The sequence below is a fragment of the Alicyclobacillus fodiniaquatilis genome, assembly GCF_042678105.1.
Lineage (GTDB): Bacteria > Bacillota > Bacilli > Alicyclobacillales > Alicyclobacillaceae > Alicyclobacillus > Alicyclobacillus fodiniaquatilis.
This window is the reverse complement of sequence record NZ_JBHUCX010000092.1, coordinates 33675-46032: the sequence shown is the minus strand read 5'-3', so window position 1 is coordinate 46032 and position 12358 is coordinate 33675. Positions and strand designations below refer to the sequence as shown.

11 protein-coding genes are annotated in these 12358 nt (G+C 55.1%); all 11 read left to right on the top strand.

Annotation, left to right across the window (positions count from 1 at the left end; genetic code table 11):
* Window positions 1–61: 61 nt before the first annotated feature.
* The 11 genes from ACFSB2_RS21650 to pknB all read left to right on the top strand — a co-directional run bounded on the left by ACFSB2_RS21650 (window position 62) and on the right by pknB (window position 12347).
* Entirely contained in the window at window positions 62–937 is an 876-nt protein-coding gene (locus tag ACFSB2_RS21650) for a YicC/YloC family endoribonuclease (protein ID WP_377945187.1), read from the top strand.
* 27 nt (window positions 938–964) lie between these two features.
* The gene (gene gmk / locus ACFSB2_RS21645) at window positions 965–1564 is read left to right on the top strand and encodes a guanylate kinase (protein WP_377945186.1); all 600 of its coding nucleotides are present in this window, start codon (window positions 965–967) and stop codon (window positions 1562–1564) included.
* A gap of 57 nt (window positions 1565–1621) precedes the next feature.
* Window positions 1622–1822, top strand: coding sequence for a DNA-directed RNA polymerase subunit omega (gene rpoZ / locus ACFSB2_RS21640; protein ID WP_377945185.1), 201 nt, complete (start codon window positions 1622–1624; stop codon window positions 1820–1822).
* A gap of 87 nt (window positions 1823–1909) precedes the next feature.
* Window positions 1910–3130 (top strand): bifunctional phosphopantothenoylcysteine decarboxylase/phosphopantothenate--cysteine ligase CoaBC, encoded by a 1221-nt coding sequence (gene coaBC / locus ACFSB2_RS21635; protein WP_377945184.1) that lies wholly within the window; start codon window positions 1910–1912, stop codon window positions 3128–3130.
* Entirely contained in the window at window positions 3127–5556 is a 2430-nt protein-coding gene (priA, locus tag ACFSB2_RS21630; RefSeq protein WP_377945183.1) for a primosomal protein N', read from the top strand. The genes coaBC and priA overlap by 4 nt, the downstream gene beginning before the upstream one ends.
* Window positions 5557–5683: 127 nt before the next feature.
* Window positions 5684–6163 carry a peptide deformylase gene (gene def, locus ACFSB2_RS21625; protein ID WP_377945182.1) on the top strand — a complete coding sequence of 160 codons (480 nt, stop codon included), beginning with the start codon at window positions 5684–5686 and terminating at the stop codon, window positions 6161–6163.
* The gene (gene fmt, locus ACFSB2_RS21620; protein ID WP_377945181.1) at window positions 6163–7104 is read left to right on the top strand and encodes a methionyl-tRNA formyltransferase; all 942 of its coding nucleotides are present in this window, start codon (window positions 6163–6165) and stop codon (window positions 7102–7104) included. The genes def and fmt overlap by 1 nt, the downstream gene beginning before the upstream one ends.
* Window positions 7101–8477, top strand: a complete 1377-nt coding sequence (gene rsmB, locus ACFSB2_RS21615; protein ID WP_377945180.1) for a 16S rRNA (cytosine(967)-C(5))-methyltransferase RsmB — start codon at window positions 7101–7103, stop codon at window positions 8475–8477. The genes fmt and rsmB overlap by 4 nt, the downstream gene beginning before the upstream one ends.
* Window positions 8474–9523, top strand: coding sequence for a dual-specificity RNA methyltransferase RlmN (rlmN, locus tag ACFSB2_RS21610; RefSeq protein WP_377945179.1), 1050 nt, complete (start codon window positions 8474–8476; stop codon window positions 9521–9523). Before rsmB ends, rlmN begins: the two co-directional genes overlap by 4 nt.
* A gap of 35 nt (window positions 9524–9558) precedes the next feature.
* Window positions 9559–10320, top strand: coding sequence for a Stp1/IreP family PP2C-type Ser/Thr phosphatase (locus ACFSB2_RS21605; RefSeq protein ID WP_377945178.1), 762 nt, complete (start codon window positions 9559–9561; stop codon window positions 10318–10320).
* Window positions 10317–12347, top strand: a complete 2031-nt coding sequence (gene pknB / locus ACFSB2_RS21600; RefSeq protein ID WP_377945177.1) for a Stk1 family PASTA domain-containing Ser/Thr kinase — start codon at window positions 10317–10319, stop codon at window positions 12345–12347. Before ACFSB2_RS21605 ends, pknB begins: the two co-directional genes overlap by 4 nt.
* Window positions 12348–12358: the final 11 nt, after the last annotated feature.

Below are 12358 nucleotides of genomic sequence, written 5' to 3'. Positions count from 1 at the left end.
CATTTCCGGTTGTCGATCCCGCCGATTCATCGTAAAATAGACGCACTTGGAGGCTAGGACAATGGCCATTTTGAGTATGACAGGCTACGGACAGTTCACGGCTGTGCATCAGGACACCCGAATTTCTGTGGAAATGCGCACGGTGAATCATCGTTTTGCCGAATTTCACATTCGCTTGCCGCGCGAGTGGCTTTCGCTCGAAGATGGCATTCGTCGTCAACTGGGGGCGTCTATTCGCCGCGGGCGCGTCGACGTGTTCGTCAATGCGGAAGGATTGGCGGCCAAACAACTGGTGGAAGTCAACTGGCCATTGTTAGATCAGCTGATTTCTGCTGAAATTGCGCTTTGCAAACGTTTCGAGCGGGCATTTGACGTCGATACTGTTCGAGACTGGCTCAAATATCCTGATGTCATGCAGATTCGAACGGGCGAGATGGATGCAGACGATGTTCGCGCTGCTTTGGAAACGGCAGTTTCAGAGGCGACACAACAACTGCTTCGCATGCGCATGCAGGAAGGGGAGCGCCTGCAGGCGAACTTACAAGAGAAACTGCAAGCGTTGCGTCAACAGATATCCTTTGTGGAGGCACGAGATAAGGTTGCGGTCGCCACGCGTACGGCTCAATTGAAGACACGCATCCAACAACTGCAGGTGGACGTGGAAGAGGGGCGGTTAGCACAAGAAGTGGTGTTGCTTGTCGATCGCACTGCTGTGGACGAAGAGGTCGTCCGGTTGGCAAGCCACATCGAAGCGTTCGCACAAGCGCTCATGCAGTCTGGCAGTGTGGGGCGTCGACTCGATTTTATCGTCCAGGAAATGAACCGTGAGGTGAACACCATCGGTTCCAAATGCGCTGATGCGATGATTGCCAAAGCGGTTGTGGAAATGAAAGTGTACATTGAGCAGTTGCGGGAACAGGTGCAGAACGTGGAGTGAAGATGCTGGGAGCGAAGGATGAGGTCAATGGAGAGAAAGGGGATCTTGTTCGTGTTGAGCGGGCCGTCTGGCGCAGGCAAAGGGACGGTCTGCAAGGCCTTGATGGACACGAAAACACCTTTGAAATTGTCGATTTCGGTGACGACGCGTTCCCCGCGCGACGGCGAACAGGAAGGTTTGAACTATTTTTTTCGCAGTGTGGCAGAATTTGAAGAGATGATTGCGGCCGACGCGCTTTTGGAGTGGGCCAAGGTGTACAATAATTTTTACGGCACGCCGCGCTCTTTCGTCGAGCAGCAACTGGCTGCAGGTCACGATGTCTTTTTGGAGATAGACATTCAAGGGGCGATGCAGGTCAAGCGCCGTTTTCCCAATGGCGTGTTTATCTTTTTGATTCCGCCATCGCAGCGCGAGCTGGAATCGCGCATTCTTGGCCGTGGGTCCGAGACGACAGAGTCGTTCAATATCCGCACGTCTGCCGCACGTGATGAACTGCAGAAAATGCGCGAATACGACTATGTGGTCGTCAATGATGTCGTTGCCGACGCATGTGTGCGAATTCGTAGTATTATTGAAGCAGAGCACGCGCAGGTCAGGCGCAACTTATATCTTATTGAAAACTGGTAAAAATCCCTGTCGCATGTTTAACGACAGCACGGTATGATATGCTAACGAGGTGATGTTATGCTGTATCCTTCTATTGATAAACTGGTAGGTCTCGTGGATAGCAAGTACTCTTTGGTGGTGCTCACCGCCAAACGGGCGCGCCGCTTACAAACGGAAACTTACAATCACCCTGGTGCTTCCACGACGCGCAATGTCAGTCGTGCGCTTTGGGAGATCAACGACGGAAAAATTACGAGTGCACAGTCGTCTGGACAGTGACGCGCGCATCGATAGGTGGATGAGGCAGAGCAGCCGACTGGTTGTTCTGCCTTTCTTCGTGAAATTTGTGGCCTAGGGGGCGTGGATATGGCTGAACAACAATCTATTTTAGTGGGGGTTGGCGGCGGCATTGCAGCTTATAAATCGGCGGCGTTGTGTTCGTTGTTGGTGAAGCGCGGATATGATGTGCAGGTGCTGATGACAGAACACGCGACACGGTTTATTCAGCCGTTGACGTTGCAAGCCTTGACGAAACACCCCGTGATCTTCGATACATTTATTGAACCCAGTCCCTCGGAAATCGCGCACATTGCGGTGGCCGACCGAGCCATGTTGTATGTCATTGCGCCAGCGACGGCAAATCTAATCGCCAAATTCGCGCACGGCTTAGCGGACGACATGGTCACGACGACAGCGCTCGCGGCGACTTGTCGCACGGTCATCGCCCCGGCGATGAATGTCCACATGTACGATCATCCGGCGGTACAGGCCAACTTGCAGATTCTGCGCGAACGGGGCGTCATTGTCTTGGATCCGGGTGAAGGCCCGCTTGCATGCGGCTACACGGGCAAGGGACGGATGCCAGAACCGGAGGATATCGCGCAGGTCGTGGAAGCCATGCTGGCAGAACATCAGGATTTGGCGGGATTGCACTTTGTCATCACTGCCGGTCCGACTGTAGAGGATATTGATCCCGTCCGCTATTTGTCAAACCGCTCAAGCGGGAAAATGGGCTATGCGCTGGCTCAACAAGCTGTGCAACGCGGCGCAGAGGTGACATTGGTCAGTGGACCGACCCACTTGCATCCAGTGCCCGGGGCCAAAATGATGTATGTGCGCAGCACCACAGAGATGTTGAGCGGCGTGCAACAGGCGATGAAGGATGCAGACGTGTTGATTGCCGCAGCGGCGCCCGCAGATTATCGGCCTGTGCAGGTGTATCGGCAAAAGTGGAAAAAGGCAGACGGCTTGCCGCAGCTTGAACTGGAGCAGACACCTGATATTTTGGCCAATGTCAGCCTTGCGCGCAAAGCGGGACAGACCATTGTCGGGTTTGCCGCCGAAACGCGCGACGCCATCGCTTTTGGTCGGCGCAAGCTGACTGAAAAAGGGTTGGACTTGATTGTTGTCAACGATGTCAGTCAGCCAGGCGCAGGATTTGATGTGGACACCAATCAAGTCATCTTGTTGACGCAGTCGGGCGAAGTGGACGAACTGCCGCTCATGGCCAAGTCGAATGTGGCCGACCGGATTCTGACGCGCGTCAAGTTGATGCGGTCGCAAAAGAACGGAGAGCCTCAAGGATGACCAAGTCGGCGAGGGTGGTGGAGGTTTACCTTGACACCCCGGGGCTGGCCTTGGACAAGCCATTTGACTACTATGTGCCAGCCCATATCGAACAGACCATCGCGGTGGGGCAACGCGTCTTTGTCTCGTTCAACCGCCAGTACAAAGCAGGCATCATTTGGCGGGTGCGCGGTGTTGAAACCTTGCCGGACAATGTCAAGCCCATTTTGAATCAGATTGACACAGCGCCTGTTCTGACCAACGAACTGCTCGTGCTCGCCACGTGGCTGTGCAATCGTTACGCTTGTACGATGAACGAGGCCATTGGCGCAATTCTGCCTGGCGCCTTTCGTGTCCGGGGTGAGGCGTATCTGAATGTGCCGCCAACGTCAAACGTGCCGGACGATGTGCGGGCAACTGAAGTATGGCGCGTCGTAGAGGCGGAGAATCCGAGCATGGAACTGCTCCAGGGGCGTTTTGGCAAGCGAATCAAATCGCAGTTGAACGCCTGGTTGGAGCGCGGTTATATCCTGGAAGAGGTGCGGGTGAAAGAGGAAGTGAAAGCGGCGCAAGCTCGCTTTCTGGAAGCGCGCTTGGATGCTGACGCGCTTCTGGCGTTGGCTGCTCAAAAGGAACGCAGGGCGCCGCGACAAGCGGCGCTTTTGCGTATGTTGGCCGAGCAGTCGTCGCTTGAATGGCAGACTGCGGAGATCGCGCGGACAACGGTCGAAGCGCTGGTCAAGGATGAGGCCATCGAAGTGGTTGTGCGCGAAAAGTCGAGATTGGCATGGGCGGCGGTCCCTGTCGTCGATCCACCCGTTTTGACCCGTTGGCAGGCACATGCGCTGGAACAAATTGGCCTGGCATTGGCGGTCGGATCGAGACAAACGCTGATTTTGCATGGCGTCACGGGCAGCGGGAAGACCGAGGTGTACATCCGCGCGATTGAGCAAGCGCTCATCGCGGATAAAGGGGCCATTGTCCTGGTGCCAGAAATTGCGCTGACGCCGCAAATGGTTGGGCGCTTTTACGCCCGCTTTGGCGAGCGCATCGCGGTCTTGCATTCAGGGTTGAGCAAAGGAGAGCGGCGCGACGAATGGTCGCGTATTTTGCGCGGTGAAGCGAACATCGTGGTTGGCGCACGTTCCGCCGTATTTGCGCCGATTCACAATTTAGGTCTTTTGATAGTAGATGAGGAGCATGAGCCTTCATATAAACAGGAGGAGGCGCCACATTACGACGCGCGCGATGTGGCCATTGAACGGGCAGCAGCCGCCCAGGCAGTGGCGATTCTAGGATCTGCCACACCGTCGCTTACCGCTTTGCATCTTGTTGAGACAGGGAAAGCCAAAATCATCTCGTTACCGGTGCGGGCGAACGGCAGACCGCTGCCGCAAGTGGAAGTCATCGATATGCGCGAGGAATTAAAAGCAGGCAACCATTCGCTTTTCAGTGACCGCTTGGCCGAAGAGATCGAAGCGACCATCGCGGTGAAACAGCAGATCATTTTGTTTCTCAATCGGCGCGGTTATGCCGCCGCCATGCTCTGTCGGGCTTGCGGCGAGCGGATGCGCTGTCCGCACTGCGACATCAGCTTGACGGTGCATCGCACGGGGACGATGACGACACTGGTTTGTCACTATTGCGGCCATCATCAGCCACATCAACCGAACTGTCCAGCCTGTGGCGAGCCGGCCATGCGCGCGTTTGGCATGGGGACGGAACAGATTGAAGACGCCTTGAGGAAAGCGTGGCCCAAATTGCGCGTGCTGCGCATGGATGTGGATACCACGCGGAAAAAGGGGTCGCTCAAGCAGATGGTCGACGCGTTTGAAGCGCGTGAGGCAGATGTGTTGATTGGCACGCAAATGATCGCCAAAGGGCTCGATTTTCCGCATGTGCGCTTAGTGGGCGTGATCGCAGCGGATACGATGTTGGCGGTGCCGGATTACCGAGCGCACGAACGGACATTTCAGTTGCTGACCCAAGTTGCCGGTCGGGCGGGGCGGGCGAAGACCGATGGCTTGACCATCATCCAAACGTATCGTCCTGACCACGTAGCGGTGATGGCGGCTGCTAGACACGATTTTGAGACGTTTTATCGCGAGGAGCGAACCGGGCGAGCGCTTTTTCGCTATCCGCCTTTCTGCGAGTTGGCTGTCTTTGTCGCGTCGCACACGGATGAGCGTTTGGCGCGCGGGGCGGCGATGCGGTTTGAGCGTGAACTGCGCCGCTTTGAAGGAGACGCCGAGTTGGTGATTTTACCCGCTTCGCCCAGTGGAATACGTCGCATTGAGGATAAATTTCGCTATCAAGTTGTGTTAAAGTATGAACGGTGGGATGCTGTACAATTTGCGGTTGTAGAAGCGTTTCGCCTAGTTAAGTTGCGAATGAATCAATACGGCGGCGCATGTCGGTTGGATGTCAATGCGCAGCGAATTGGTTAATTGGATAAATCGTCGCCGTGTTGTTGCATACGCGCTTGGAATCAAAGGTTTTCCGGCGCATGGCGAACAGCAGGCGGCAGTCGTTTTCAAGTGGGACAAGTGAACATGATGTGAGGGGGACATGCGGATGGCCATCCGTATTATCCGCGTTGGAGAAGATCCAGTATTGCGGCAAAAAGCGAAAGAAGTGACCAAATTTACGCCAGCGATTGCCAAGTTGCTCAACGATATGGCAGAGACGATGCGTGACGCGGACGGCGTAGGATTGGCAGGCAATCAGATCGGCATTTTAAAACGGCTGATTGTCATGGATGTTGGACAAGGGGTAATTGAACTGGTCAATCCGGTGATACTTGAAAAAAGAGGCACGCAATATGGTTCGGAAGGCTGCCTCTCCTTGCCTGGGTTATCTGGAAAGGTGTCGCGCGCAGAATATGTGCGCATTCGTGCGCAAGACAGGCACGGTGAATCGTTTGAACTCGAGGGACGGGAACTGCTTGCGCGCTGTATCCAGCACGAGATCGATCATCTAGATGGCATTCTGTTTACCGATTATTTGCAGCCGCACGAAATTGAACGCGCCGTCGCGGCAGAGGAGCGTTCCTGATGGCGGTGCGCGCAATATTTATGGGGACGCCTGATTTTGCGGTGCCAACGCTAGAAGCGTTGGTGGCGCAAGGTTGGGACATCTTGGTCGTCACACAGCCGGATAAAAAAGTTGGCCGCAAGCGCGTGCTGACGCCGACACCGGTCAAAAAAGCGGCATTGGCGCATGGTTTGCCTGTGCTGCAACCAATCAAAGTGCGCGCGCGCGAGGCGTTAGCTCAACTGGCTGCATTTGCGCCTGACTTGCTTGTGACAGCCGCCTATGGTCAATTGTTGCCGCAAGCGCTGCTTGACATGCCGCGAGTCGGCGCAGTGAACGTGCACGCCTCGCTTTTGCCGCGCTGGCGCGGTGCGGCGCCGATTCATCGCGCCATCATGGCGGGCGACAAGAAGACAGGTGTCACTTTGATGGAAATGGTGCGCGAGTTGGATGCGGGGCCCATCATCGCCCAAGCGGAGGTTCCCATCACCGAGCAGGACAATGTCGATTCACTGCACGATAAATTGGCCCACCTCGGAGCGGAAATGTCGATTCAGTATCTGCCGCAGTACTTGGAGGGGCAATTGCAGATAAGAGAACAGCCAACCGATGGCGTGACCTATGCGGCGCGCTTGGAGCGCACGGACGAGTTCGTGGATTTCAACCAACCAAGCCAAGTCGTGTACGATCACATCCGCGGGCTGGCGTCGTGGCCAGGCGCGACGACTTTTGTCGGGGGGGAAGCCATCAAATTGTGGGCGGTCGAACCTATCGGCACAGCTGTCCGGCTGAAGCCTGGGGAAGTTGCGCGCGTACACAAAGACGTCTTGGTCGGTTGCGCGGACGGCTGTCTGCGTTTGCTTGAGCTGCAGCCTGCCGGCCGACGGAAAATGAGCGCCGGTGATTGGCGGAGTGGGTTGCATCAAGCGTCGGTGCAGTTCGAGAAAGGTCCTGGCGTATGAAGCAAACGGCGAGAACGGTCGCATTTCAAACTTTGAAACGGGTGTACGAAGATGACGCCTACACCAATGTCACATTGCAGCACGCGCTTTCGACCAGCCAACTTGCGCCGCGCGACAAGGGGCTGTGCACCGAGTTGGTGTATGGGACCGTGCGGCGTCAGTTGACGCTGGATGTGCTCTTAGAACCCCATGTAAAGCGTCGTCTGCAAGCGTTGGATGTCGCTGTGCTCACGCTTTTGCGGATGAGTGTGTATCAGCTTGCGTATTTGACGCGCGTTCCTGCTTATGCGGTCATTGATGAAGCCGTCAATTTGGCGAAGGTTGTGGCTCGACGGGCAAGTGGATTTGTCAATGGTGTCCTGCGCAGTTATTTGCGCGACCAACTGACATTGGATGAGCGTCTCTACCGCTGGCAGACGAAAACTCACCCAGACGAATGCCAGAACTTGTCCATCCGCCATTCCTATCCGGGCTGGATGGTGCAGCGTTTGTTGTCGACGTATGGCAGCGCGCGAACGGAAGCGATTTTAGCCGCAGGCAATGAACCGTTGCCTTTGACGCTGCGCGTCAATCCCCTGCGTATGAATCCAGCGGACGCAGCGGCTGCACTTGAGGCGGTCATTGGCCAGGACGCAGTGGAACCAGGACAGTTGTCCCCGCAAGCGCTGCGAACCAAGGCGGCAGTCGATGTCGAGAAGCTTCCTTTATATTCGTCCGGCGCGCTCACTTTGCAGGATGAAGGGGCGATGTTGATCGCGCCGTTGCTGCAGGCGAAGCCGGGGATGCGGATTTTGGATATGTGCGCCGCGCCAGGCGGCAAAACGACGCACATTGCCGAATTGCAGCAGGATCAAGGCGAGATCGACGCATATGATGTGTATCTGCAAAAGGTGCGGAACATCCAGGCAGCTTGCCAGCGGCTCGGTTTGCAGAGTGTGAGCGCACGCCTTGGCGATGCGCGCGAAATCGCCGCAGAAGACCAGCTGTATGATGCGGTGTTGGTCGATGCGCCGTGCAGTGGGCTTGGCGTCATGCGCCGCCGCCCCGATTTGCGTTATCGGCGCAAAGAAGCGGACATCGCCTCGTTGGTGCAGTTGCAACAGGAACTGCTACTCACGGCATGCAAAGTGGTGCGGCCTGGCGGCGTCGTGGTTTACGCGACATGCACGCTGTTGCCGGAAGAGAATCAACAAGTGGTACAATATGTGCTTCAGCAGTTGCAGGGAAAGGTCACGCTCGATGACATCAAACACGAACTCCCTCCAATGCTTCATACTGAGATTGACAAAGGTTTGCTGTTGACGCCAGAGCGGTTTGGCACAGACGGTTTTTATATGGCACGGTTGCGAAAACAACAGGAGGTGACATCGTGATCAATTTATATAATTTTACACTCGCTGAGCTGGTGGATTGGATGCGGGAAACGCACGGCGAACCGGCTTATCGAGCGCGCCAGCTGTTTGAGTGGATGTATCAGAAGCGAGTGACGTCGTTTGCGGAAATGACCAATTTGCCAAAAGGGCTGCGCGAGCGTTTGACAGCGTCGTGCGTGTTGGGCACGGCGACCGAAGTGACGCGGCAAGTGTCGCAGGTGGATCCCACCACAAAGTTTCTGCTGGGTTGGCCGGATGACGTGACGGTGGAAACTGTGCTCATGCAGCACAACTATGGGAACAGCGTCTGCGTTTCATCGCAGGTTGGCTGCAAGATGGGCTGCACATTCTGCGCGTCTACACTAGGCGGCATGCTGCGCGCGATGACAGCTGGTGAAATGGTCGAGCAGTTGATGTTCAGTCAGCGTCTGTTAGATCCTGAAGACAAGCGGGTCTCTTCAGTTGTTTTGATGGGTTCCGGCGAACCGATGGACAACTACGAGCAAGTGATGCGCTTTGTCGACATCATCAGCGATCCGCTTGGTTTGGGCATCGGCCAACGACATATCACCATTTCCACAGTCGGTTTGGTTCCTGGCATCAAACGCTTGGCAGACGAGGGGCGTCCCATCACGCTGGCCGTTTCGCTCCACGCGGCGAACGATGCGCTGCGCTCCTCGATGATGCCAGTGAATAAGGCATATCCGATTGCGAAGCTGATGGAAGCATGTCATGATTACAATCAAAAAACAGGCAAACGAATCAGTTTTGAGTATGCGTTGGTCGGTGGCAAGAATGACAGCGTGGAAGACGCCAAAGAACTGGCGCTTCTATTGAAGGATTTGCCTTGCCACGTCAATTTGATCCCGGTCAACTATGTGCCGGAACGAGCGTATACGCGCACACCGAAGAAACAGATATACGCTTTTTGGAACGCGCTCACAGAACACGGTGTCAATGCAACCATTCGGCGTGAGATGGGACACGATATTGCTGCGGCATGTGGCCAATTGCGGGCACAACATTTGAACAAACGCGCGCAGTAGGGTAAGGGGTTTTTGACACACAGGGGTGTATGAGAATGCTGTATGCTGCAAAATCGCATATCGGTTTAGTTCGGACCATGAACCAGGATGGGTTTGTGATTCTCCCAGAACTGAAAGGCTACCAAATGTATCTTGTGGCCGACGGCATGGGCGGCCCTTCTGCTGGTGATGTGGCCAGTCGGTTGGCAGTCGAAGAGGTTCGCGCTTATGTACTGGCGCATCTGCAAGCGGACAGTGATGTAATGGAAGTGTTGCTGGCTGCAATTCATGCCGCAAATGAGACCATCTATCGGCAAGCGAGCGAAACCCCTGCCTATACGGGCATGGGTACGACGGTCGTCTGCGCGCTGGCGGATGAAGCGAAAGTGCATTTTGCGCACGTTGGCGACAGCCGCGGTTATTTGCTGTCAGACGGCGCGTTGCGTCAGGTGACGAAAGATCACAGTTTGGTGGCGGAACTGGTTCGCCGTGGTCAATTGACGATGGAAGAAGCAAAGACGCATCCGCAGCGCAACATCATGACTAGGGCTGTAGGGACAGAGCCAGTCAGTCAACCGGATATCGACACGGTGGACTGGCGCAAAGGGGACGTTTTGCTGCTGTGCTCTGATGGGCTGACGAATTATGTCGATGACGAGGAAATCGCTGGTTTTGCGCGTCGAGCGTCACAATGCCAACGTGAGGAGACGTTGTCTGAACTGGTTGAAGAGATGATCGAACTCGTTTTAACTCGCGGCGGTTCGGACAATGTGACGGTTATCGTGGGTGTCCACAATGAGGAGCGTGACGTAATTTGACGGCGCGTATACTTGGTGGACGCTACCAGTTGCAAGAGGCGATTGGCGGCGGTGGAATGGCCATTGTTTACCGTGCCGTCGATACGCTTTTGGATCGCGTGGTGGCCATTAAAATGTTGCGGGCGCAGTTTGCCGAGGACGAGGAGTTCGTGCTTCGGTTCCGGCAAGAAGCGCAAGCGGCGGCACGGCTTGCCCATCCGAACATCGTCAATGTGTACGACGTCGGCGTTGACGAGAAAGAGTATTACATTGTCATGGAGTATGTCGATGGTCCGACACTGAAAGATGTGATCATCGAGCGGGCGCCGCTGCCTGTGGAAGAGGCCATTGATATCAGCAAACAGATTTGTAATGCGTTGTCACAAGCGCACGAACAACACATTGTGCATCGGGATATCAAACCACACAACATTTTGCTCACAAAGTTCGGTGTGGTGAAAGTGACTGACTTTGGCATTGCGCGTGCTGTGACGGGCAATACCATCACGGACAGGCAGGCGACGTCTGTGTTGGGATCCGTTCACTATTTTTCGCCGGAGCAGGCGCGCGGCGCCAAGACGGATGCCAAAAGCGACATTTACTCGCTCGGCGTCGTGATGTATGAGATGTTGACGGGCAGTCTGCCGTTTAGTGGCACGTCGCCGGTCAGTGTCGCGTTGAAACACTTGCGCGAACGGTTTATCGAACCGCGGGAGATGAACAAAGCGATTCCGCAGAGTTTAGAAAACATCGTTTTGCGCTGTCTGGTCAAATCGCCTGATGGTCGCTATGCGGATATGAACGCGGTGAAGGCGGATTTGGCGGATGCCGTGAAACATCCCAACGTGCCAAAGTTTCAAATGCCGCTAGAAATGAACGAGGATGAGACGATTGCTGTACCTGTGGTCGGCGAAGGATTTTCAGACGTTTCCACAGAGTTGCGCAAAAGTGAGAAAGGGAAAAAGTGGTGGAAACGCGCCCTGTTATATGGCGGGATCGCGATACTTGCCATCGCTGCGCTTGGCGCAGGTGGATATGCGGCCATTGAAGTGGTGACTAGAATTGTGCGCGTGCAAAACTTGGCCTTGCCGTCGGTGGTCGGGAAGCCAGAGAAGAAGGCAGTTCAAACACTTGAACAAGCAGGTTTCCCAGCGGATCACATCTCAGAGAAATATGCGCCAAACGCCAACAAGCCCAAAGGCACTGTGTATCAGCAGGATCCGACCGGCAATACACAGGTGAAAAAAACGCGCGAAATCACCTTGTATGTCAGTCAGGGCGCGCCGAAGATCAAGGTGCCGCCAGTGGCGGGGCAACCTTATGATCAAGCGAAGGAATCATTGGTCTCAGCTGGTTTTTCCGCTGATAATATCAGTGAACATGAACAAGAGAGCACAAGTGTTCCTGATGGTCAAGTGATTTCATCGTCTCCGGCAGCCGGGACGAAGGTGGCAAGCAACGGCAAGATTGTGTTGAATGTCAGCGTGCAGAAGATGACGACGGTTCCCAACATCGTGGGCGAATCGTACAGCCAGGCGGTGCAGGATCTAGAGACCGCAGGATTGAAAATCGGTAAAGTGACACATAACAAGATCAGTAATATGCCGGATCAAACCGTGTATTATGTCTACCCTTATTTGGAGGGCAACAGCGTGCCTGTTGGATCGACGGAAAATCTGCTGGTGGCGGACAATCCAGGCGGATCGTCCACAACACCTGACAACAATACGACAACATCTGACAATAGCACTGGTTCCAATAGCACGACGCCGGGCGATAATACGACGACCAACACCACCACGACAGGGGCAGGTGGGACGCCGCAGCCGCACGAGGTCGATGTCACTGTGAAGCGGCCGCATGGACAGCCTGTCGATTTGGAGATCACAATTACGGATGCACGCGGCAACAATCGCGTTGTGGTCAATCAGACGTTGAGCGAGACAGAGACATTTCAGGAGACGCTGTATCTCGCCCCAGGGCAGAGCGGTGATTTGCAAGTTTCTGAGAATGGGCAAGTTGTGAAAAATTATCCGGTCCAAGGTTGACCGACAAAGGA

Coding starts and splice junctions, on each gene's coding strand:
- ACFSB2_RS21650 (WP_377945187.1), top strand. CDS start 62: ATGGCCATTTTGAGTATGACAGGCTACGGACAGTTCACGGCTGTGCAT.
- gmk (WP_377945186.1), top strand. CDS start 965: ATGGAGAGAAAGGGGATCTTGTTCGTGTTGAGCGGGCCGTCTGGCGCA.
- rpoZ (WP_377945185.1), top strand. CDS start 1,622: ATGCTGTATCCTTCTATTGATAAACTGGTAGGTCTCGTGGATAGCAAG.
- coaBC (WP_377945184.1), top strand. CDS start 1,910: ATGGCTGAACAACAATCTATTTTAGTGGGGGTTGGCGGCGGCATTGCA.
- priA (WP_377945183.1), top strand. CDS start 3,127: ATGACCAAGTCGGCGAGGGTGGTGGAGGTTTACCTTGACACCCCGGGG.
- def (WP_377945182.1), top strand. CDS start 5,684: ATGGCCATCCGTATTATCCGCGTTGGAGAAGATCCAGTATTGCGGCAA.
- fmt (WP_377945181.1), top strand. CDS start 6,163: ATGGCGGTGCGCGCAATATTTATGGGGACGCCTGATTTTGCGGTGCCA.
- rsmB (WP_377945180.1), top strand. CDS start 7,101: ATGAAGCAAACGGCGAGAACGGTCGCATTTCAAACTTTGAAACGGGTG.
- ACFSB2_RS21605 (WP_377945178.1), top strand. CDS start 9,559: ATGCTGTATGCTGCAAAATCGCATATCGGTTTAGTTCGGACCATGAAC.